The following is a 22,093-nucleotide window of genomic DNA, read 5'->3' on the forward strand; positions in this document are numbered from 1 at the left end:
GTATCAAAATTTTAAAAAAAGCTAAAAATGATTTTAATGTATAAGTTTTTACAGCTGATTATCAGTTAATTAGTTTTATGAGTTTATTTTTTTTAAATTTTTCATGCAGGATTTTTCAGAATTGTTATTTATTCATTGAGTACTCAAAAAAGAAATGTTTAACGAACAAATTAAGAAATGAAAAAATTAATGGTACTTAAAACAGTTTTAATCATGTTAGCTTTAATGTTGACTTCCTGCGACGATAATTACGAACCCACTCCGGTTGCAGTGACAGACGTTAACGGAAATTACAAAGCAAAGCAAATTGTATCACAAGGAAATACCGGAACAGAGAAAATTAATGAATTTATGGCAAAAGATTCGGTGATCATTTTCAAAGATTTTCCGGTAAAGGAAATTGTGCAGGCTGTTGTAAAAAATCCAGTGAAGGTAGAAACAGCTTTGGCAGAGATGGGGAAAATAGAATACAAGCTGAATTATACTTCGAAATTAAACTTAAATAACAATACGGTAGAGCTTACTTTTTCACCCAAAATTCTAAATCTTGAAATTCCTGTTGACGGAACGATAAAGAATACAGTGATAACACTTGCCGGAAAACAGAAAGGATATTTTGTGGGACAAGACTGGTCTCTTCGCTTTGGTATCGTTGCAGAAAAAATTACGGTAGACGGGGCAGCAGTAAGCCCATTTGAAATTATTAAATATGATTTTCCGTATTGTCTGAAGAATTAAATGGTTATTGGTAGAGATAGGCTGTGATTAATAAAAGGCAGCCTATTTTTGCATGATGTAAGCTTGGCTTACGGTGTGAGTCTAAATGGAATTAAACAAAGAGCAGATTTTAATCGATCGTCTTCTCCTGAAGGAAGAGGCTGCCTGGAAGGAACTTTTCGAAGTTTATTCCGGAAATCTTACGTATGTCTGCTCACGTTATATTCTTGATAAAGATAACGTTCATGATGTTTTGCAAAATAGTTTTATAAAAATGTTCCGTTCCATTGAAAGTTTTCAGTATCGAGGAAACGGCTCGCTCAGAGCATGGATGAGCAGAATTGTGGTGAATGAATCTTTAACATTCCTGAAGCAAAATTCTGATTTTAAAAACTTTGTTGATGATTCTGAGCTTCCGGATATGACGGTGGATGAAGAGCCTGATCTTCAGCAGATTCCTGAAGCAGTAATTATGGAAATGATAAGATCTCTTCCTGAAGGCTACCGGACGGTTTTTAATCTTTTTGTGTTTGAAGAAAAAAGCCATAAAGAAATTGCAGAGGTTTTGGGGATCGCAGAAAACTCTTCTGCCTCACAGTTTCACAGAGCACGAGTGACTTTAGCTCAGAAAATCAAAGAATATAAACGACTAAAAATAGCGCAATATGAGTAAAGAGTGGTTTAATAGGATGCGCAATAAAATGGAGGATCACACCGAAGAGCCTCCCGAAGGTTTGTGGGATGATATCAGAAAAGAATTGTTTGATGATGATCAGGATAAACTGATGCTTCCAGTAAGCGAAATCAAAGCTCAAAAAAAAGTTGTGTCTGAAAAGGGTTTAAAGAATTTATTCTATAAAGTGAGCGGAGCTGCGGCTGTTTTGGCTTTTATCATCTTTGGAGGGGTAAAGCTTTCTGAGATTTATAAAAAGAATAATGTATCAATAGTAGCAAAAAAACAGGAAAAAGCAGACATATCAAATCAGCTTTTAAACAATCGGCTTTCCAATAATATTTCAGAAAATAAGAATCTTAGTTACTCAGAACCAATAATTTCGGGTTCAAAAAAGAATTTTGGAACTTCAGATTTTTTAGATAAGATTGAAAAATATCAGCAGGAAATTTTAAAGCCGTTTAGGAGTAATATTTCTGAAAATCAATTGGATAACGGTTTGTTTTTTCCGAATCTTTCGATTGCGAGACATGATTTAGTTGCTGCGGATTTTAATCCTGAAACTATTTTCGAAGAAACTAAAGCGCTCATTTCTAAAGACGAAAAAACTGAGAAAAAAGAACTTGTCAAAAAGCGTACAAAAAAAGCCTGGATGTTGGGAATGCTTACAGGAAGCACTTCACAATACTCAGCCGAGCAGTTTCCCGGATATGCCACTTTAAACGGAGCAAGCATGAGCCTGAGTGACGAAATCTGGACGGCCGGTTATCAGGATAATCCGCTAACCGCAATTCTATTGGCTAATCAGGATAAGCCCATTGATGCAAGAATTAAACATAAAATTCCGGTAACATTCGGGCTTTCTGTTTATCGAAATTTAGGAAAAAAATGGGGAATCGGAACGGGAATCAATTACACAAAACTTTCTACAGAGCTCCGTTCGGGCAGCGAATCTGATTACATAAAAAGCGATCAGTCTGTTCATTACATCGGCATTCCGGTACAGGTTAATTACAATGTGATCAAAAAAGGAAGATTTACAGGGTATGTAACGGCAGGTGCATTAGCAGAAAAGGCTGTTTCGGCAGATATTAAGACAAAATACATTGTCAACAACGAGGTAAAGGAAGAAACCAATGAAGAAATTGATAAAAAACCCTTGCAATTTTCAGTAAACAGCGCGGTAGGACTTCAGTTTAAGATCGTTGATAAAATCGGAGTGTATGCAGAACCCGGAGTTGGATATCATTTTAAGGATAACAGTACAATAAATACAGTTTATAAAGACAAACCTTTCAATTTTAATGTAAAATTCGGGCTTCGTCTTACCATTGACTGAAAATAGTTAATCACCTAAATATATTTTAATATGAAAACAAAACTAATTTTTCTTACGGTTTTACTTTTAAACCTTTTACATCTAAATGCACAGTGCAATCCGACGGTTACCAGTCCGAGACTCGGGACGATGTTTCCGGACAAAGTAGTATTCTGCAACACAGAAACAGAAACACTTACCGTTTCCCAGACCTACAGTAGTTATCAATGGTACAAACAAGAGTGGGATTGGCAGACCCCTAATACAAATCCTTGGGTTGCCGTTTCGGGAGCAACTTCTCAAAGTCTTACCATTAATGGGACAACAGATATGCTTTATTATTTCAAAGTCCAGGTTTCAGAAGGTGACTGTACAGCAGAAAGCGCCCCTATTCTCGCCGATGGTTATGCGTATGGTCTTCCCTTTATGATTGCCAATTTCACTCCCGGAACTTTCGAAGAAACTGCTCCCGGAGAGTATAACGTTTGTGACGGCGCATCGGTACAGCTTGAAAATGGTTTTCCAGTTTTATACGGAAATCATACGTGGTTCAAATGTATACCATCCAGCAATCCGCCTTCACCGAACGAGCCATGTGCCATTCCCGGCGCTAACGGAGATGTTTATCAGGCAACAACCAGCGGACAGTTTGGTTTCTATGCCTGTACAGAATATTGCCCGGATCAGTGTGAAATGTTAAGTTCATTCGCTTTCATTACACTTAATTTCGGTGGCTGGAGTTTCTGTAATCTTGGAACAGGTGAAACCAAAAAGCCTGAAAATAATTTGAGCATCTATCCTAATCCTACAACACAACTTCTGTACATTGGCAAAACTTCGGATAAAGCTTATAAAGAAATTTCCCTTATCGACATGTCTGGTAAGCTGATCAGACAAATAAAAGACCATGCTCCTGATAAAGCGATCGATGTAAGCAGTCTCGTTCCGGGAACTTATATGATTGTTTCTAAAAGCGTTGAAGGAAAGGTCTACAGAAATAAATTTATTAAAAAATAATATCCTTTTTTCATCCATTTTTATACCTCTGATCGGTGCAGTTTTTCTGTGCCGATTTTTTTATTGTTGAATGAAAAAAATTATTAATTTTACACAAAACACAAATATGCTGATTAAAATTTACGGAAGTGCCATCTATGGCGTGTCGGCACAGACCATCACAATAGAAGTAAACATCGATACCGGCGGAGTAGGGTATCATCTCGTAGGTTTACCCGATAATGCGATCAAAGAAAGCAGTTACAGAATTTCTGCTGCCCTCAAAAATGTAGGCTACAAAATCCCCGGAAAAAAAATAACCATCAACATGGCTCCCGCAGATCTGCGGAAAGAAGGTTCATCTTATGATCTGAGCATTGCGATCGGAATCCTAATTGCTTCAGACCAAATTGTGGCTGAAAATGTTCATGATTACATCATTATGGGAGAGCTTTCTCTCGACGGAAGTCTTCAGCCCATAAAAGGTGTTCTTCCTATTGCAATCCAGGCTCGTGAAGAAGGTTTTAAAGGAATTATTTTGCCAAAACAGAACACAAGGGAAGCAGCAATTGTTAATAATCTCGACGTTTATGGTGTTGAAAATATCAAAGAGGTTATTGATTTCTTTAATGAAGGAAAACCTCTTGAAAAAGTTGTTTTAGATACCAGAAAAGAGTTCCAGGATAAAGTCAATCTTTTCCCTTTTGATTTTTCTGAAGTAAAAGGTCAGGAGACGGCAAAAAGAGCAATGGAGGTTGCGGCAGCAGGTGGTCACAACATCATTCTCATCGGCCCACCCGGAAGCGGAAAAACGATGCTGGCAAAAAGAGTTCCAAGTATTTTGCCACCTTTGACTTTAAAAGAGGCGTTGGAAACCACCAAAATACATTCTGTTGCGGGAAAAATGGGAGCAGAAACGTCTTTAATGACTGTTCGCCCGTTTCGTTCACCTCATCACACCATTTCTGATGTGGCACTTGTCGGTGGTGGAAGTTATCCTCAACCGGGAGAAATTTCTTTAGCTCATAATGGTGTTTTATTCTTAGACGAAATGCCTGAATTTAAGCGAACGGTTCTCGAGGTCATGAGACAGCCTTTGGAAGATCGTGAAGTGACCATTTCAAGAGCAAAATTTACGGTAAACTATCCTTCCAGCTTTATGCTGGTTGCATCGATGAATCCCAGTCCGAGCGGATATTTCCCGGACGATCCCAACAATACTTCGTCATTATTTGAAATGCAGCGGTACATGAATAAACTTTCGGGACCTCTTTTAGACCGGATTGATATTCATGTAGAAGTTCAGAAGGTAGAGTTTGAACAATTAGCTGAAAAACGAAAAGGTGAGAAAAGCGAAGATATCCGTAGAAGGGTTTTGGTTGCGCGTGAGATTCAGAATGAACGATATAAAGATTTGAAGATCAGTTATAACGCTCAAATGGGATCGAAAGAAATCGAACAGTTTTGTGAACTCGATGATACTTCATTCAGTCTCATCAAAACAGCGATGGAAAAACTGAATCTGTCGGCAAGAGCTTATGACAGAATTCTAAAAGTTGCACGAACGATTGCTGATCTCGAAGAGAGTGAAAATATTCAGTCACACCATATTTCCGAAGCGATACAGTACAGAAGTCTGGATCGGGAGTTTTGGAATGTCTGATAAAAAGCATTTGAAATAATTACCGATTTATTTAAACACAGATTTATCTTAAGATTTTATTTTAATCTTCTATTAATAATACTAAAAAAACCGCAGAATTTTATTCTGCGGTTTCTGATTTTATGTAAGAAAAATTATTTCTTTTTCTTTGCCGGAGCAGCAGTTCTGATTTTTGATGCACCTGTATCAGCAGGAGTATTTTCATCCTTTACCAATTTCAATTCATCTACCAATCTTCTTGCACCTGCATATTTGTCGATCGTCCAAAGTACGAAACGGATGTCAACGTTGATCGTTTTCTGCCATTCTTCTTCGAAGACGATGTCTCCACTTAAAGCTTCACTATTTCCGTCAAATGCAATACCGATAAGGTTTCCGTCTGCATCGATTACCGGAGAACCAGAGTTACCCCCTGTAATATCGTTGTCTGAAAGGAAGTTTACGGGCATATATCCTGCTTTGTCTGCATACATACCGTAGTCTTTAGCATTGTGAAGAGCAATTACTCTTTGCGGAAGATCAAATTCTTCGTCACCTGCTTTGTATTTTCCTACAAGACCTGTCATGTCTGTATAATAATTATCAGTAATTCCGAAGTAGTTTCTGTCGGTTCTGATTGGTAAAGTTGCCACCGTTCCATATGTTAATCTCATGGTAGAGTTTGCATCAGGATAGAATTTCTTTTCCGGCATTGCTTTCATTAAACCAGCTAAGAAAAGACGGTTGTTTTTAGCAAAATTATCATCAACTTTTATAAATTTCTCACCAGAAGCTTTCTGATCTGCAGAAATACCTTTTGCGATTTTTAAAAGCGGGTCAGAATCAAGTTTCAAACGGTCAGGGTTTGCAATGTAATTGCTTACCGATGTTTTGTTGGCAAATAAAGAAGCATAAGCTACTGTAGAAAGATTTTTAGCATCCAAAGACATTAAAGTAGGTGAAGCAACGTCTTTGTTTACTTTAGTCTGATAAAGATTTACCAAAGAATTCAGCATTTCTCCTTCAAGCTCAGTATTGATGTTTTCGTAAGTGTTTTTTACAGCATCTTCCAATTTAGATTTCATGGCTAATCTTCCTGCCAAATCCTGTTTCGCATAAGAATCCAACATTGGAGCAAGCTGGTAAGCGATAGAAATGTACTTTGCATTTCTTGTTAATATAGAAGCGTAGTTTCTTTCTGTATTTCTGTCTGAAACCTGTTGATAATACGTTTGAATTTGTTCTAAAACACCATCATACATTTCATTACCCGGCTGATAAGACCACTCTTTGTATCTGTTCTCGATCTCTCTTTTATCGGCAATTGTTCCGTTTTTTTCAACAGCATCAATTGTTCCCTGTCTGTTTTTCCAGTAGTTCGCAACGCTTGCATACTGAGAAGCATAATTAAGCTGGGTTGCTTTATCCTTATCCATAAACTTCTTCATAACATCCATTGCCATTTTAGAAGCTTCTACCCAAGCCGGATAATCTTTAGTCACCATTTGATCAATACCGTAAGAAGTCAGATAACGGTTTGTTCTTCCCGGATATCCTAAAATCATTGAGAAGTCACCAGGTTTGATCCCCTTAAGAGAAACAGGCAAGAAATGCTTCGGCTTCAAAGGAACGTTTGTAGGCTTGAATTCTGCCGGGTTTCCTGCTGCATCAGCATAAACTCTGAATACTGTAAAATCTCCGGTATGTCTTGGCCACTCCCAGTTGTCTGTATCACCACCGAATTTTCCGATTGATGATGGCGGTGCACCTACCAATCTGATATCTTTATAATCCTGATAAACGAAATAGTAGAATTCGTTTCCGTTGAAGAAATCTTTTACTACGACAGTGTATTTTCCGTTCTCAGAATTTTCTGTCTGAATTGCTTTCGTTTCAGCTTCAATCACAGCTTTTCTGTCTGCACCAGACATATTTTCGTTTAATTTTGAATTGATTCTTTGTGTAGCATCATCCATTCTTACCAAAAATCTTACATAAAGATCTTTAGCATTAAACTCATCTTTGTCTTTCATTGCCCAGAAACCATTCTTCAGGTAATCTTTTTCGGGAGTTGAAGCCGCAGCAACAGCACCGTAACCACAGTGGTGGTTTGTAAAGATCAAACCTTTGTCAGAAACGATCTCTCCTGTACAGAATCCTCCAAAACTCACGATTGCATCCTTTAAGCTAGAGTTGTTTACAGAATAAATTTCTTCAGGAGTAAGATGCAGACCTTCTTTCTGCATATCAACACCATTAAGTCGTTTGATGAGCATCAACAGCCACATCCCTTCGTCTGCCCTCATTTGGGCAAAGCCTAGTAAGAAAGTGAATAGTAAAAATATTCTTTTCATTTTTTAAAATAATTTTAGTGGGGCTAATTTACTAATTTTTACGTTATTTAAAGTTTAAATGGTACGAAAATGGGTATCTGTGCCTTATGAATAAGTTTTTATCAATATTTATTGGAGTTATTTGCGTACTAATGGTCTCAAACTGCTCCTCGGCGAATTTAAAAGATCACCATATCCAAAGACAATGGATGATGGTTTCTTTTGATACGTTTACGAAAGAACAGCTTATGAAAAATAAGGCTGAAATTAATCTCACCGCAGAAATGAAAGACGGAAAAATAAGAGGAACTGCATTTATGGGCTGCAACAGAATGTTTTTTAATTCTGAATTTAAATCTAAAAATAATGTGAAAATTTCAGGAGTAGGAAGCACTTTAATGGCTTGTCAGGAAATGGAGCTTGAGAATAAATTTGTAAAAGCCTTTGAAACAATGACACATTATAAGATCGAAGGTCATTTTCTTACTTTGTACGATGAAAAAGGCAATGAAATGAAGTTTCTTGCAGCAGATTGGGATTAAAAAAGATAAAGCCCGCATTACTGTAGGCCTTATCAAAATTAAAAAATTGGATATTAGTTTTTAGGAATTGTTTTTTTTATTTCTTCCAATGTTGCGGTATTGGGTATTCCTGCGACAGTGGATTTTGTATTAGTTGTTACTCTGTTTTTTCTGCTTTCCCGACCAGGAATTGTTGCTAAAATTTCTTCCAGTGATGCCGTATTTGGCAGTACCTTGTTAGAATTATTTGCTGGAGATTGTGTTGCGGCCGGTTTGTTTTTTACTTCAAGTCCTTGTTCGGATGCCAATGTTGTCGATCTTTTTTCTGCTGATCTTGCTTGTGCTTCTTTCATCATTTTGGCTTCAAACTCTTTTGATTCTTTAAGGTGGGAAGCTTCTTGCAATTCTGTTTTTTGTTTTGAATCCTGAGCGTATGCATTTATACTTAGCGTAAATAATGCGATGATATATAGTGATTTCATGAGATGGTTATTTAATGTTTACTAATATTTTGATTTTACCGATTCCGTTTTGGTCATAATCCTGAAGGGCTTTTCCGATTACCTGTCCGATTTTTACTTTTTTAAGGTTGGCTTTCATGGCGACTCCGGATTGGGATGAAGTAACAATAAGATCACCTCTTTTTATTTTTCCTCCTTCCAGACAAACTTTAGTAGGAATTACACCGATTACGCCCATCGGAACTTTTCCGATTAATTCTGATTCAATGTTTTCTTCGGTAAGAAGAACTCCGGGTTTTGTAGCATAAACTCCGGCTACAAGATTAGAATAAGGTTTCGAAGATTTTTCAACGGTTCTGTCTGAATCTGTTGAAATAATTAAAATATCGCCCGGTTCGTATTCTGAAGAGTTTCCTACAACATCAAAAGCTTCTGCTAGGTCAGCTCCACTGTTCTGGGTTCCTCCGTTGAAAAACCCTTTTCCGGTAGCGTCTATACGGGCTACGTTTGCCGGGGTGCTGCCTGCTCTGAAAACCGCAATGCTTCCTCCGCTACGCTGCTCAGCAGTAATTACCGGATTGGTGTTTGCCGTATTAAAATTCGTAAATCTTGCAGCTCTACCTGTTGCGAAATTAGGAACCCATCCGTAAATAGCATTACCAGATCCGTCTACAGTTGCTTCTACGCCATCACCTCCATTTGATGCATTGGCGGTAATTCCGTTTCCGTTTCCGTCAGCTATTGCAAGTAATGCAGGTCCGTTTCCGGAAGTGTTGCTTGCGTGAAATAATCCTGCATATCCTCCGGTTCCTGAAGAAATTCCGTAAACTCCTGCTGTTCCGAAATTGGCAAACTGAGAATTTACTTCACCTTTTACGGCAGCAGAAGTTCCTGTCGTTCTGTCTACTTTAAAATTTCCTGCAATACCGTTACCAACGGTTGAGACTGTAATAGCATCGCTTGTATTGGAGGTGTTAAAGTTTTTAAATTCTGCTGCTTTTCCTGTGCTGAATGTGGGTGTCCAGGCATATAGTGCCCTTCCGTTTCCATCAACATTTGCTTCGATAGCATCTCCGTCTTTCCCGGCATTAGCTTTTATTGCATCTCCATTTCCATCGGTAATGGCAACCAATGCATTCCCGTTTCCTGATGTATTGGAAGCATGAAATAATCCGGCAAAACCTCCTGTTCCTGAAGAAACACCAAATATTCCTGCTGCACCAAAATTTCCGAAAATTGTTTTTACTTCTCCTCTTACTGCTGCTGCGACGCTATTTGTGTTGTTTACTAAAAAAGATGAAGCATTACCATTTGTGTTATCCGGGATGTTTCCGTTTCCGTTGGTTTCAACTTCAAAAGTATTTTTGTCATTGTTTGCATTCAGGTTTTCGAATCTTCCGGCACGACCTTTACTGCTATTAATACCAACCTGGCCAAAAACTCCGACTCCTGTTCCTGTTGTATTTGTAGCTAAAAAGCCTCTCACTCCATAACCACCGCCATCATTTCTTCCTACTACTGCTCCTGCAATATCGCTCGTAGTTCTTCCTACCACCGCTTCTCCTGCGCTGTTATTGTCCCCAATGATACCTGCGGAAGTTTGGGCGCTGGTTGTACCGTGTACTGCAAAACCGCTTCCTGTTGAACTCACAATTCCATGTCCGTTTCCGGTTGTGGAGACATTTACTACTGTTCCGTTTCCTACTGTATTGGCATTAAGAACATTATTGTTATTTGAATTATTAAATATGGAAAGAGAAGCTGCGATACCATTTGTACTCGTAGATGTTAACCCTGTTCCTGAATTACTGTTAGCATAAACTCCCGTTCCTGCGCCTGTCGCATTTCCATAAATTCCCAATCCGGTTGGCGTTGTACCGTAAACTCCCCATCCGCTTCCGCCCTGTGATCCGTAAACTCCGATTCCCAAACCACCTGTTCCATTATTAATTCCGCGAACACCAGAAGAAAATCCGCCCGGAGCTGTATTGCTTACAATTCCCCTTACAGAAGCCACATTTGATGTGGTTGCATTATTAGTTCCTTCCAAAGAAGTTCCGTCGCCATCATTGGTTATAGCAAACAAAGTTGCCGCATTATTTACAGTAGCAGTGTAAGGTAGCGTGAAACTTCCGCCTGAACTTCCTGCAGATTTTGCATACATTGCATATGGAACGCTTAATAATTGACTGGTTCCTGCAATCGTATAGTTCGTTCCGCCTGTAGGATCGGTTTCTGTTTTCAGATAATAATTTCCTGATGGCCAGTTAATCGTTGAAAAAGTACCTGAAAGAACCGTTCCTGAACCTATTTCAAGACTGATAAGTCCGTTCGTATTGGTAGTTCCTGTTAATCTTTCAGAATAAACTGCAGCTCCTGCGGGTGATCCCTGAAGCACGCTTATTTTTACACCAATATTCTGGTTGGTTAATAATTGTCCGGAGCTATTTCGCACTACTGCCTGATAACTCATTTTTTCCGGAGCCTGAGCTGAAACCAAATGACAGCCCAATAAAATTCCTACGGATAGTAAAATTTTTTTCATGGTATTATTTTTTAATTATTTTAAATGTTTTGATGTTTTTTCCATCCTTGTTTACTCTGATGATGTACATGGCAGATGGAAGTGATGAGAAATTAAATTCCGATTTGGAATCTTTTATTTTTTCTTCTTTTAAAAGTTTCCCTGAAGAATCAAATAGCTGATATTCGGAATTTTTGTAATCGTTTGTAGTGAAATCCAAAAAAACAAAGTCTTTGAAAGGATTCGGGTACAATAAAATGTCATTTTTGTCTGCTGCCGAAGTTTCGGTGGTGGAAAGGGTGGTGATTTCATATGCCTGTTGCACGCCTTCCATAATCTGGCTATTGCTTCCTTTGTTGTAGTAATCGATTTGTCCGACACTGTAAGAAAGAGAGCCGTTGCTTCCTGTTGCATCTGATCCTGTGGCAAGAACTGCTTTCTGGGCATTGATATGAAAGCAGATCCCGGGAATCAAAAAGAAACAGTAGGTAAAAATTCTTTTCATGTTATTTATTTTAGGTTATTAAAAATTGTTTTTGAGATTAGTCTCTGTAAATGAATTTTTTACAATGTAAAGGTAGTGGTGAATGCAGCAGATAGGTAAGAGGTAAAAAACTGAATTTGAAAAGGTGTTTTTCCTGTTTTTGGATCTCAGTTTGCATTTAATGTTTAAAAATGTTATCTTGTAAATCTCATAAATTATATAGATTTTAATGTTAGAAAAGAAGCAACATAATTACGAAAGAGCAGTTTTGGTGGGGGTTGTGACGCAGCAACAGGATGAAGATAAACTGACAGAATATATGGATGAACTTGAGTTTCTCGCTTACACTGCGGGAGCTACTGTAGATCGTCGTTTTACTCAGAAATTAACCCAACCGGATTCCAAGACTTTTGTAGGAAGCGGGAAAATTCTGGAAATAAAAGAATACGTCAAAGAAAACGAGATAGGAACCATTATTTTTGATGACGAATTGTCTCCTTCTCAGCTCAAAAATATTGAAAGAGAAGTTGAGGTGAAAATCTTAGACAGAACCAATCTTATTCTTGATATTTTTGCCCAAAGAGCGCAGACTTCTTACGCAAGAACCCAGGTCGAACTGGCGCAATACCAATATTTGCTTCCGAGATTGACCAGAATGTGGACCCACCTTGAAAGACAGAAAGGGGGAATCGGGATGCGCGGACCCGGTGAAACAGAAATCGAAACCGATAGAAGGATCATCCGTGACAGAATTACCTTGTTGAAAGATAAGCTAAAAACCATCGACAAACAGATGGCAACTCAGAGAAATAACCGCGGAAAAGTCGTTCGTGCCGCTTTGGTAGGATATACCAACGTAGGAAAATCTACTTTAATGAATGCCTTATCCAAGTCTGAGGTTTTTGCTGAAAATAAATTGTTCGCAACTTTAGATACCACCGTGAGAAAAGTTGTTATCGGAAACTTACCCTTTCTTTTGACCGATACGGTTGGTTTCATCAGAAAATTGCCTACGCAGTTGGTGGAGTCTTTCAAATCGACGCTGGATGAGGTTCGTGAGGCCGATCTTCTTATTCACGTTGTTGATATTTCTCACGAAAGTTTTGAAGACCACATCGAATCGGTGAATCAGATTTTAATGGAAATCAATGCACATCAGAAACCGATGATCATGGTTTTCAACAAAATCGATGATTTCAGCTATGAAAAGAAAGACGATGATGATCTTACACCAAGTACAAAGAAAAATGTTTCACTGGAAGAATGGAAAAAAACATGGATGGCAAAATCCAAACATCCTGCAGTTTTCATTTCGGCTTTAACGAAAGAAAATTTCCCGGAAATGAAAAAACTGATCTATGATGAGGTGATGAAAATTCACATTTCCAGATTTCCCTACAACGATTTCCTTTTTGAATATTTCGATAATGATGAAGAGGAAAACGAAAATAAAGAAGAATGAGATTAAAATTCTTATTTCTTATCCTCGTCATTCCTTTTTTAGGATTCAGCCAAAAACTTGATTTCAAGGAAATTGAGAGAAATCTTAATAATCCAAAGTCAAATTACAACTACGAAAAGCTGATTTTTAAGTTTAAAGGAATGCCTAAATCTTTAGACAGCATTGAAGCCCGTCATTTGTATTATGGCAGAAATTTCAGAAATGATAAAATTTCGACTTTAGATAATGATTTTAAGGAACTTGCAGAAGCATTTAAAGCAGGTGATTTTGAAGAATGTATTAAAAAAGGAAAGGTTCTTTACATAAAAGATCCTACCAATCTTGATGTGATTCTTATTTTGCTCAGAGCATACGATCAGACCAAAAAAGTAGATGATTTTGTACATCATCTTTCGCAATTAAGACTTCTGACCAACGCCATAAAAACTTCCGGAGACGGAAAGTCTGAAAAAACAGCTTTTGTTGTCAATTCTGTTGGTGACGAATATATTTTTCTCAATATTATGAATGTCGGTCAGGATTATTCCAGACATTCAACAACTTATAAAGATTCGGTGATTGATGTCTGGACAAAAGACAGCAACACATTATATATCAAAGTTCTCTATATGGACTTTTAAATTTTTTTAAAAAAAACTTAGTTTTGGAGTTATACTATTCATTTTCAGCGTTAATCGTATTAGCATCTATTTTCGCCTATATCAATTACAGATTTTTAAAACTTCCGAGTACCATCGGGATCATGGTCATTGCAATCGTAGTTTCTATCATTCTTGTACTGTTTGGCGAAAAATTTCTTCCGAAAACTTTTACGCATTTGCATGATCTGATGAGCGGTATTGATTTTACTGAAGTCTTGATGGGCGCAATGTTGAATTTTCTGCTCTTTGCGGGAGGAATTCATATTAATATCAACGATTTGAAGGAGCAATTCCGGCCGGTTCTCATATTTTCGACGGCGGGAGTTATTATTTCGACTTTTATAGTAGGTTTTGGGATGTTTTATTTGCTTCCGTTTATAGGATTGCATATTCCGTTCATTTACTGTCTGGTTTTCGGAGCTTTAATTTCTCCTACGGATCCGGTTGCGGTTTTAAGTGTTTTAAAACAGGCAAATGTATCAAAGTCATTAGAGACAAAAATTGCCGGAGAGTCATTATTTAATGACGGTATGGCGGTAGTTGTTTTTACGGTTGTTCTGCAGTTGGCGATCGGAAATGAGGTTGATTTAGGAATTGAAAGTATTGGAATTCTGTTAGCAAAAGAAGCGGGAGGAGGTTTGTTACTGGGAGTTGTATTAGGATATGTTACTTCCAGATTAATGCGTGAAGTCGATGATTATATTATCTCGGTTTTGGTTACGCTTGCTGTTGTGATGGGAGGTTATCTTGTCGCAAGACAGATGCATGTTTCGGGACCGTTGACGATGGTTGCAGCCGGATTATTTATGGGTAATTTTAATGTTAAATTTAAAATGAAATCCATCACCCAGGATTACTTGATTAAATTCTGGGAGTTGATCGACGAAATTTTGAATGCCGTTTTATTTCTCTTCATCGGATTCGAATTGTTGATGATTAAAGATCTGAACCATTACATCGTTCCAGGAATTGTCGCAATTATTGTGGTTTTAATTGCAAGATTTATTTCGATTTGGGGACCGACGAAGTTTATGTCATTCAGAACAAGGTTCAGTCCGCAAACGATAAAAGTTTTATTCTGGGGCGGAATCCGGGGTGGTGTTTCTATCGCGTTGGCAATGTCTATTCCGAAGAATGAGTATAGTAATGCTATTTTAAGTATTACTTATTGTGTAGTTGTATTTTCTATTGTTGTTCAGGGTCTTACGATTGCAAAAGTAGCCAATCCGAAAAAGATTGCTGATGAAGAAAAAGAGCTCGAAAGTATTGCTTTAGAAGAAAGTCATTAATTGTTTGTCAGTCAATATAAATAAGGTATGAAAAAGCTGCTGTTTTTCCTGTTGTTGTCTTTTAGTTTTTGCTTTTCACAGGTCAATATTGAAAACATAAAAGCGGATGTGACAAATGATCCTAAAAAATTTTACTACGATAATTTGGAGATTTTTAAAACAGATCCAAAGTCATTGAATCAGGAGCAGCTCAATTATATTTATTACGGAAATAATTATGTAGACTATGGTTTTAAAAGGTCAGAGTTTAATGATATTCTTGATGAAGTTACCAAGTTTTCAAACAGAAATATTTCATTTAAAAAAGCAGCTGAAGTTTTAGAGAAAGCAAAAGACCTATATCAAAAAAATCCTTTAAACAAAGAACTTTTACTAGATCTTCAAAAATTATATTATATAATAAAAGATGAAAACAAGGGTGATTTTCATTTCAGCCAATATCAACTTTTATTAGAAACAATAAAAAATAGCGGAACGGGAAAACTAGACATATCACCACTCGTAGTGACTAATTTTTCAGATCAGATGGCTGCTCTGGAAACTTCTAAAGTTTTTGCCAGAGGAATAACCTTCACAACTAAGGTTTTACCTGATGGTTCCTGGCTCAATATTTACAAAAACGGACAGGATTTATTTTTTGTAAAAACCACTCATCATAAAGATCTTTACAAAGATGACAAATAATATTCTAAAGGAAATCAAAGAATCATTAGCTGTTTTGTCCATTCCCGAAAAAGCAGCTTTTTTTCCTAAGTTTTTCAAAACCGGAAAAGGAGAATACGGTGAAGGCGATTTGTTTTTAGGGGTAAAAGTTCCTGATCAAAGGGCGGTTGCTAAAGAATATTATGCTAAAATTTCTTTAAATGAATTGTGCGAGTTATTGTCTTCTCCGTATCACGAACATCGTTTAACGGCTTTGATTATGCTGATTCACAAGTTTGAAAAAACGAAAGATCTAGCGCTGAAAGAAGAGATCATTAATTTCTATCTGAAAAATCTGGATTTCGTTAATAACTGGGATTTGGTTGATACAAGCTGTTACAAGATTTTAGGCCGGTATGCTTTTGAAAATCAGAAAGAAAACCTGTTGAGAGATTTAGCTTTTTCCGAAAAAATGTGGTTCAAAAGAGTGGCGATTGTCGGGACGATGTATTACATTAAAAAAGGTTTGTTTGAACTGACGAAGGAATTTGTAACACAGAATCTTCATCATCCTCATGATTTGATGCACAAAGCAAATGGCTGGCTTTTGAGAGAAATGGGAAATAAAAATGAAGCCGAATTGATCTCTTATCTTAATCGATACTACAAAGAAATGCCGAGAACGTGTCTTCGTTACGCTATCGAAAAATTAGACGAAGATTTGCGCCAGGATTATCTGAAAGGAAGAATTTAAATATAAACATGATTGATTTCACTTTTGATAGCGCTCAAACTAAAAATAAGTAAATTTGTTGATCAACACCAACTTATGAAAACATACTTCAGGCAGATTTTCCTGCTGATTCCTTTATTTCTTCTGACGAGCTGTTTTGATATTTTAGATAAAATCAATGTAAAAGCCGATGGAAGCGGAGAATATTCATTAATTCTAAATGCAAGCAAGAGCAAAACAAGATTGGCTTCCATTTCAAAAATGGAAACTATTAATGGTAAAAAAGTTCCGAAAAAAGCTGAGATTGAAAGCAAGATCAACGAAGCTGCAAGAATTTTTAAAACAACACCCGGAATTTCCAATGTGAAAACTTCGATGGATTTTGATAATTATATCATCAAATTAAGCTGTAATTTCAGAAAAATTGAAAACATTAATGCCGGATTGGAACAACTGAAGGCAAAGAATATTTTAGGCAAAATGATCCCGACGAAAATTTACAGTCAGAATTTAGCGGCAAAATCTTTCACGAGAAACAAGATCAATACTTTTAAAAGTGATTACGATAAACTGAGCTCTGCAGACAAAGAGGTTTTCAACGGAGCAAAATACACATCCATTATGCAGTTTGAGAATACGATTAAATCGCAATCGAACACTGCTTATCAAATAGCTCCCAATAAAAAAGCTTTGAAACTCGACGGAAGTATTTTAGATTTTATCCTTCAGAAAAAGCAGACTCAAAACAATATTATCCTTCAATAATAACCAAACTGAATATGAAAACTCTTTTTTTTAAAACACAAATCATTACCATTCTACTTTTGGGTTTTACAGCCGTTTTCGCTCAAAACGATATGAAAATCCCTCAAAATGCTGTTTTTTATATGGAAATCAACGGAAAACAGCTGAATTCAAAAATCAACTGGGAGAAATTCAATCCGTTTTTGAAACAGATTAACGAAAAAGAGAAAAAAGCGTCGTGGAACGATTATTCCAAGACAGGAATTAAATATGATGCGATTCAGTATCATTATGCAACGGTTAATGATTCTGTAAAGTCTTACAACACGCATTTTACTTTAGACAATAAAGAAAAATTTCAGGAGTTCATTAATTCTGTGAAGAAAAAAGGACAGGAAGTTACCCGAAAAAATAAGTATTCGTATGTTGATTTGGATAATGACATCTTCGTAGCCTGGAATGAAAATCGTGCCGTTTTAAGCATGATCAGTTATCAGAAACCTTATAGATGGGATGAAGGTGTATATGCTGTAGATAGTACAGATGTTGCTATTGATAGTGCGGCTACAGCAGCAATTGATGGTGCTTATGCTGAAGAAGTGAAACCTTTTGATTATAAAGAAGAGATTGAATATCTGAAAGATGAAGTTGGTTATTTAAAGCAAAATATCAAAGATAATAATACGGAGATTTTGAGAATTCAAAAAGATATTAAATACCTGCAAAAACATCACAAATATCCTGAAGAAAAGATAGAACCGGCTGAAGCAATAGAGGATTCTACCTATGCTCCGAAAGTTGAAGTGATGCCGCCACCCATTTCACAGGATGATTATTATGAGGCAGAACCGTATGCTCCCGATTCCATTTATCAAAAAGAAATGGATTCGCTGAATATCGAAAAATTCAAAATCGTAAAAAAACTGGCAGAAGATTCTTTTGACCGATATTTCAGTTCAAATTTAAACCTTGAAGTTCCGAAAGATATGCTGAGCTTTAGAGACGGCAATTCGGATGCTTTTATTTATGCAGATTATGAGAAAATTTTCAATCAGGGAATTTACAGACAGCTTTACAAAGGTTTTAATTTCAGTAGTCTTTTAGGTAAAATGTATAATTCCAACTCTGCTTACAACCTTTATTTTGATAAGGATAAAGTAAGAATGGTTAATCATTATCAGCATAAAAATGAAGCAACCCAAAAGAGTATTTCTGAGGTTTATAAAGGAAAAAAGAATAAAAAACTGGCTGCACTTATCAACGATAAAAGCGTGGGTTACTACGTCATGAACATCAATGGCTACAAATATTTCGATATGATGTACAGCATGATAAAAGAAGCGGGAGAAGCTGAATATCAGAAAGAACTGGAGCTGATTGTTGAAACCATGAAGATTGCTCTGGATGAAGAAGCAATTGCTAAAATCGCTCCCGGAAACGGAATTTTTGTTCTGAACGAATTGAAATCTAAAAATGTAGAATACACCGATTACGATTACGACGACAGTTACAATGAAAAAGAAGTAAAGAAAACCAAAGACGTGATGGTTCCCGACTTTACTTTTGCATTTGCCACCGAAAATGAAGGCTATTGGAAACGTATTTTCGATATGTTGGTCAGCAACAAAGAAATGTCTAAAAAATTCTCTAAAGATGGCGACTTTCTGACTTTTAAAGACGAAAAAAATAAAGACGGATATCTTGATCAGATCTTCTTCACCGTAAAAGACGGAGTGGTATATCTTACAACGTCCAAAGACAATATCAAAGTGCAAAATCAATCGGATGTATCTAAGCAATGGATGAAAGATTCTGCAAAATATCCTTTATCAGGAAGATTAAACATTCAGAAGCTTTTGATTGGTCTGGATAAAGAATTTAAAAGCAAATCTGAAAAAACAACACTTGATATTCTGAAAAAATATGTCGGTGAAATGTATTTTAAAACAGAAGTGAATGGACAAAGTATTCAGACTGAAATGAATTACAATATTAAAACCGATTCTGAAAATAGTCTGATGTATTTCTTCGATTTGTTTGATGAAATTTATAAAACGTCTCTTACTCACAAATCATCGGCTACTTTGTAAAGTTCAACAGGAACGGGCTTTAGCCCGTTTTACATTATTTATAGTCAAAATTGGCTTTAGCCAAAATATTTATTTACCGGAAATTCATGAAGAAAAAATATATTGTTTTTATCATCGCAATTCTGCTTTCGGTCGGTACGTATTTTTTGTTTTTTTATAAAGATAAAAACTTAAAATATATTCCCGAAAATGCAGACATTCTGATTTTGGTTGATGTAAAAAAAGCAACAAGACAATATATTTTCAGCTTTCTGGCTCATCCTTCAAAGTGGTTTGAGGACGGAAAAAAAGATAAAAACAAAATTTCCGTTTCAGATTCCGGATTAGAAATTCCCGATTTTATACAGGTTTTTCATCTTAAAGATACCAAAGTTTCTGAATGGTATTGTGTTTTGGAAATCAATGATAAAGCAAAATTGTCAGCTTTTTTAAAAAACCGGAAGTTTGTCAATGCAGGAAAAGATAAGTTTAAAAACAATCAGCTTTTCATTAAGATTGAAGGCGAAAAATGTATCGTAGGAACTTCAGATTTAAATATTAAAAATATTGGCAAACCACTTTCTGAAACATTCAAAAATAAAAAGCTAAATGCAGATTCTTTTGTAAATGATGGATTAGGAAGTATTTCTTTTATTTCTGAATTGCGAACTCAGAATTTTTCAATTTTCATTAATGATGATGAAATTGAAATTAAAAATGAGCAAAACAAAACAGATTTTTCATCACTTATTTCTGATCTGCTGACAAAAGCTCAATTTTTAGAGACTGAACTAAATGAAGAAAATGTAAAAAAAATAGCTTCAGTTTTTAACAAAGATTTAAATGATTCTGTATCGGTTAATCATTTGAGAATAAGAGCGGAATTAGCTCAAGTCAACGATACGATTATCAGCTATGGTTATGATGATAATTTTAATGAAATTGAAAAAATCAGTTATCAGAAAATCATTCAGCCGAATTATCATATTCTTATGCAAACGTCAGATCCGGATAAAACCTGGAATTATTTTCAAAGCAAAAAATGGATTAACGATCAAAATCAATTCACGGTAATTCCGTTTCAACCTAATTTGATTAGTAAGACTGAAAACCAGATTTCAATAAAATCTACACAAAGTCCAATAAAATTAAATGAGAACAGAAAACAAAATTTTATTTTCATTAAAAATAATGCTTTATTGTATTCATCGTTTAAAACACTGAGTGATTCGGATAAGAAATTTTTCAATACAATTGAATACATTTTCTACGGAAACAAAAATCTGGATTATTCCGTAAAAATTAAGTTTAAAAAAGACCAGTATCCTTTAATACTCAGATAAAATGTGTCCTCCTGAAATTGCTTTACTTAAAACATGTACGCATTATTTTCTCCATTTGGCTTTTCCGGTGGTAATTGCCTTTGTTTTTTACCGCAAACAATGGAAAAAAGCATATCTTATTCTGTTGGCAACGATGCTTGTTGATCTCGATCATTTGTTTGCTGATCCGGTTTTTGATCCGGATAGAATGAGCATCGGTTTTCATTTTCTACATTCTTATTATGCCATTGCGGTGTATTTTTTGCTGCTATTTTTTAAAGGAAATTTAAGATTGATCGGCATCGGATTGCTCCTTCATATGCTCACCGATTTTCAGGATTTTGTGCTGTGGTGTCATTAAAATTTGATTAATATTTTCTTTTAAGATTGTAAATTTCATAGATTTTTTGTATTTTAGGAACACTTATGAAGCTTAAAGACTTTTTACATTATACGTACGTTTTTCCTGTTTTGGCGGTAATTTATTACTTCCTCAATTTGATGGGAACTGGTGTCATCTACGATGTTATTGCAGGAATTCTTTTAACGGGCAGTGTGTTGTCTGCAGTGCATCATGCTGAAGTTGTTGCCCATAAAGTCGGAGAACCCTACGGAACAATTATTTTGGCGCTCTGTATTACCATTATTGAAGTTGCTTTGATTATTTCTCTGATGGTTGCAGGAGGTGAACAAGCTATAACTTTAGCCAGAGATACTGTTTTTGCCGCCGTTATGATCATTCTCAACGGAATTATCGGAATCTGTGTTTTGGTGGGTGGTGTAAAGTATTACGAACAGTTTTTTGCAAGAACTTCAGCGACAACTTATTTGGTAAGTATTGTTTCGATTCTGGTGATTACTCTGGTGCTTCCTAATTTCACTTCAAGCGTAAACGGACCATTTTATAACGATGCTCAACTGATTTTTGTATCGATTGCCTGTTTAGTAATTTACGGGGTTTTTCTGATGGTTCAGACCGTAAGACACAGAAACTACTTTATCGTTCCTGATGAAGAAAGTGGTGAAGAGCATTATATTCCGAATAAAAGTCAGGCGATTTTTAGTTTTTTCTTTCTGGTAATTTGTTTGGTTATTGTGGTTTTGATGGCGAAAGGGCTTTCAAAAACCATTGAAGATATGGTTCAGAGTGTTGGCGCGCCAAAGTCTTTGGTTGGGGTGATTATTGCAGCTGTCATTCTTTTACCCGAAGGTTTAGCGGCAATCAGAGCGGCAAGGAATAATCAGATTCAATCGAGCTTGAATTTGGCATTAGGTTCAGCTTTGGCAAGTATCGGATTAAGTATTCCGGCGGTTTCTGTGGTTTGTATCATGTATGATATTCCGCTTGTTTTAGGCTTAGATAAAAAAGATATTATCCTTCTCAGCTTATCTGTTTTTATCGTCATGTTATCTTTAAGCAGGGGAAAAACAAATATCCTTTACGGAACCGTTCTGCTCGTGAATTTGGCAGCTTATATTTTCACAGTGATTGTGCCATAACTTTAAATTTTAAACTTGGAAC

General features: G+C 36.2%; 20 protein-coding genes. 16 read left to right on the forward strand and 4 right to left on the reverse strand.

What is annotated here, in order from left to right; all coding sequences use genetic code 11:
• The first annotated feature begins 177 nt into the window (after positions 1-177).
• The 5 genes from BM371_RS06880 (at position 178) to BM371_RS06900 (ending at position 5,367) form a co-directional block, all read left to right on the forward strand.
• Complete coding sequence (locus BM371_RS06880; protein WP_034677692.1) at positions 178-738, forward strand: DUF4840 domain-containing protein; 561 nt, start codon at positions 178-180, stop codon at positions 736-738.
• An 85-nt stretch (positions 739-823) separates the two neighbouring features.
• Positions 824-1,390 carry an RNA polymerase sigma factor gene (locus tag BM371_RS06885; protein WP_034677693.1) on the forward strand — a complete coding sequence of 189 codons (567 nt, stop codon included), beginning with the start codon at positions 824-826 and terminating at the stop codon, positions 1,388-1,390.
• A complete protein-coding gene (locus BM371_RS06890) occupies positions 1,383-2,729 on the forward strand; it encodes an outer membrane beta-barrel protein (RefSeq protein ID WP_081874568.1) in 1,347 nt (448 codons plus the stop codon). Before BM371_RS06885 ends, BM371_RS06890 begins: the two co-directional genes overlap by 8 nt.
• Positions 2,730-2,759: 30 nt before the next feature.
• Positions 2,760-3,725, forward strand: coding sequence for a T9SS type A sorting domain-containing protein (locus BM371_RS06895; protein ID WP_034677694.1), 966 nt, complete (start codon positions 2,760-2,762; stop codon positions 3,723-3,725).
• Between the two features lie 106 nt (positions 3,726-3,831).
• A complete protein-coding gene (locus BM371_RS06900; RefSeq protein ID WP_034678274.1) occupies positions 3,832-5,367 on the forward strand; it encodes a YifB family Mg chelatase-like AAA ATPase in 1,536 nt (511 codons plus the stop codon).
• A 134-nt stretch (positions 5,368-5,501) separates the two neighbouring features.
• Here BM371_RS06900 and BM371_RS06905 read toward each other — a convergent pair whose 3' ends face one another.
• Positions 5,502-7,700, reverse strand: a complete 2,199-nt coding sequence (locus tag BM371_RS06905; protein ID WP_034677695.1) for a S46 family peptidase — start codon at positions 7,698-7,700, stop codon at positions 5,502-5,504.
• 188 nt (positions 7,701-7,888) lie between these two features.
• On the opposite strand from BM371_RS06905, the gene BM371_RS06910 reads away from it, so the two are divergent.
• Positions 7,889-8,221: an META domain-containing protein gene (locus tag BM371_RS06910; RefSeq protein ID WP_117601833.1), complete on the forward strand. Its 333-nt coding sequence runs from the start codon at positions 7,889-7,891 to the stop codon at positions 8,219-8,221.
• Positions 8,222-8,274: 53 nt separating this feature from the next.
• Here the strand turns inward: BM371_RS06910 and BM371_RS06915 are convergent, their stop codons facing one another.
• Genes BM371_RS06915 through BM371_RS06925 form a run of 3 tightly spaced genes read right to left on the reverse strand, consistent with a single transcriptional unit; the run spans position 8,275 to position 11,690 of the window.
• A complete protein-coding gene (locus tag BM371_RS06915; protein WP_034677698.1) occupies positions 8,275-8,682 on the reverse strand; it encodes a hypothetical protein in 408 nt (135 codons plus the stop codon).
• 7 nt (positions 8,683-8,689) lie between these two features.
• On the reverse strand, positions 8,690-11,206 hold the full coding sequence (locus BM371_RS06920; RefSeq protein ID WP_034677700.1) for a beta strand repeat-containing protein: 2,517 nt from the start codon (positions 11,204-11,206) through the stop codon (positions 8,690-8,692).
• A 4-nt stretch (positions 11,207-11,210) separates the two neighbouring features.
• Positions 11,211-11,690, reverse strand: a complete 480-nt coding sequence (locus BM371_RS06925) for a T9SS type A sorting domain-containing protein (RefSeq protein WP_034677701.1) — start codon at positions 11,688-11,690, stop codon at positions 11,211-11,213.
• Positions 11,691-11,898: 208 nt separating this feature from the next.
• Here BM371_RS06925 and hflX point away from each other — a divergent pair, with 208 nt between their 5' ends.
• The 10 genes from hflX (at position 11,899) to BM371_RS06975 (ending at position 22,071) form a co-directional block, all read left to right on the forward strand.
• Positions 11,899-13,131, forward strand: coding sequence for a GTPase HflX (hflX, locus tag BM371_RS06930; protein WP_034677702.1), 1,233 nt, complete (start codon positions 11,899-11,901; stop codon positions 13,129-13,131).
• Entirely contained in the window at positions 13,128-13,751 is a 624-nt protein-coding gene (locus tag BM371_RS06935; protein ID WP_034677703.1) for a DUF4919 domain-containing protein, read from the forward strand. The genes hflX and BM371_RS06935 overlap by 4 nt, the downstream gene beginning before the upstream one ends.
• Positions 13,752-13,774: 23 nt before the next feature.
• Entirely contained in the window at positions 13,775-15,061 is a 1,287-nt protein-coding gene (locus tag BM371_RS06940) for a cation:proton antiporter (protein ID WP_034677704.1), read from the forward strand.
• 27 nt (positions 15,062-15,088) lie between these two features.
• Positions 15,089-15,745 carry a DUF4919 domain-containing protein gene (locus BM371_RS06945; protein WP_034677705.1) on the forward strand — a complete coding sequence of 219 codons (657 nt, stop codon included), beginning with the start codon at positions 15,089-15,091 and terminating at the stop codon, positions 15,743-15,745.
• Positions 15,735-16,457, forward strand: a complete 723-nt coding sequence (locus tag BM371_RS06950) for a DNA alkylation repair protein (RefSeq protein WP_034677707.1) — start codon at positions 15,735-15,737, stop codon at positions 16,455-16,457. The genes BM371_RS06945 and BM371_RS06950 overlap by 11 nt, the downstream gene beginning before the upstream one ends.
• Before the next feature lie 75 nt (positions 16,458-16,532).
• Positions 16,533-17,201 carry a hypothetical protein gene (locus BM371_RS06955; protein ID WP_034677708.1) on the forward strand — a complete coding sequence of 223 codons (669 nt, stop codon included), beginning with the start codon at positions 16,533-16,535 and terminating at the stop codon, positions 17,199-17,201.
• Between the two features lie 14 nt (positions 17,202-17,215).
• Positions 17,216-19,270: a hypothetical protein gene (locus BM371_RS06960; RefSeq protein WP_034677710.1), complete on the forward strand. Its 2,055-nt coding sequence runs from the start codon at positions 17,216-17,218 to the stop codon at positions 19,268-19,270.
• An 86-nt stretch (positions 19,271-19,356) separates the two neighbouring features.
• A complete protein-coding gene (locus BM371_RS06965) occupies positions 19,357-20,592 on the forward strand; it encodes a hypothetical protein (RefSeq protein WP_034678275.1) in 1,236 nt (411 codons plus the stop codon).
• Position 20,593: 1 nt separating this feature from the next.
• Positions 20,594-20,932: a DUF6122 family protein gene (locus BM371_RS06970; RefSeq protein WP_034677711.1), complete on the forward strand. Its 339-nt coding sequence runs from the start codon at positions 20,594-20,596 to the stop codon at positions 20,930-20,932.
• 65 nt (positions 20,933-20,997) lie between these two features.
• On the forward strand, positions 20,998-22,071 hold the full coding sequence (locus BM371_RS06975) for a calcium:cation antiporter (RefSeq protein WP_034677712.1): 1,074 nt from the start codon (positions 20,998-21,000) through the stop codon (positions 22,069-22,071).
• The last annotated feature ends 22 nt before the right edge of the window (positions 22,072-22,093 follow it).

The organism is Chryseobacterium formosense (genome assembly GCF_900116415.1).
GTDB lineage: Bacteria > Bacteroidota > Bacteroidia > Flavobacteriales > Weeksellaceae > Chryseobacterium > Chryseobacterium formosense.

Excerpts from the sequence above, each read along its gene's own strand:
- BM371_RS06880 (WP_034677692.1), top strand. The coding sequence starts at position 178 with ATGAAAAAATTAATGGTACTTAAAACAGTTTTAATCATGTTAGCTTTA.
- BM371_RS06885 (WP_034677693.1), top strand. The coding sequence starts at position 824 with ATGGAATTAAACAAAGAGCAGATTTTAATCGATCGTCTTCTCCTGAAG.
- BM371_RS06890 (WP_081874568.1), top strand. The coding sequence starts at position 1,383 with ATGAGTAAAGAGTGGTTTAATAGGATGCGCAATAAAATGGAGGATCAC.
- BM371_RS06895 (WP_034677694.1), top strand. The coding sequence starts at position 2,760 with ATGAAAACAAAACTAATTTTTCTTACGGTTTTACTTTTAAACCTTTTA.
- BM371_RS06900 (WP_034678274.1), top strand. The coding sequence starts at position 3,832 with ATGCTGATTAAAATTTACGGAAGTGCCATCTATGGCGTGTCGGCACAG.
- BM371_RS06905 (WP_034677695.1), bottom strand. The coding sequence starts at position 7,700 with ATGAAAAGAATATTTTTACTATTCACTTTCTTACTAGGCTTTGCCCAA.
- BM371_RS06910 (WP_117601833.1), top strand. The coding sequence starts at position 7,889 with ATGATGGTTTCTTTTGATACGTTTACGAAAGAACAGCTTATGAAAAAT.
- BM371_RS06915 (WP_034677698.1), bottom strand. The coding sequence starts at position 8,682 with ATGAAATCACTATATATCATCGCATTATTTACGCTAAGTATAAATGCA.
- BM371_RS06920 (WP_034677700.1), bottom strand. The coding sequence starts at position 11,206 with ATGAAAAAAATTTTACTATCCGTAGGAATTTTATTGGGCTGTCATTTG.
- BM371_RS06925 (WP_034677701.1), bottom strand. The coding sequence starts at position 11,690 with ATGAAAAGAATTTTTACCTACTGTTTCTTTTTGATTCCCGGGATCTGC.
- hflX (WP_034677702.1), top strand. The coding sequence starts at position 11,899 with ATGTTAGAAAAGAAGCAACATAATTACGAAAGAGCAGTTTTGGTGGGG.
- BM371_RS06935 (WP_034677703.1), top strand. The coding sequence starts at position 13,128 with ATGAGATTAAAATTCTTATTTCTTATCCTCGTCATTCCTTTTTTAGGA.
- BM371_RS06945 (WP_034677705.1), top strand. The coding sequence starts at position 15,089 with ATGAAAAAGCTGCTGTTTTTCCTGTTGTTGTCTTTTAGTTTTTGCTTT.
- BM371_RS06950 (WP_034677707.1), top strand. The coding sequence starts at position 15,735 with ATGACAAATAATATTCTAAAGGAAATCAAAGAATCATTAGCTGTTTTG.
- BM371_RS06955 (WP_034677708.1), top strand. The coding sequence starts at position 16,533 with ATGAAAACATACTTCAGGCAGATTTTCCTGCTGATTCCTTTATTTCTT.
- BM371_RS06960 (WP_034677710.1), top strand. The coding sequence starts at position 17,216 with ATGAAAACTCTTTTTTTTAAAACACAAATCATTACCATTCTACTTTTG.
- BM371_RS06965 (WP_034678275.1), top strand. The coding sequence starts at position 19,357 with ATGAAGAAAAAATATATTGTTTTTATCATCGCAATTCTGCTTTCGGTC.
- BM371_RS06970 (WP_034677711.1), top strand. The coding sequence starts at position 20,594 with ATGTGTCCTCCTGAAATTGCTTTACTTAAAACATGTACGCATTATTTT.
- BM371_RS06975 (WP_034677712.1), top strand. The coding sequence starts at position 20,998 with ATGAAGCTTAAAGACTTTTTACATTATACGTACGTTTTTCCTGTTTTG.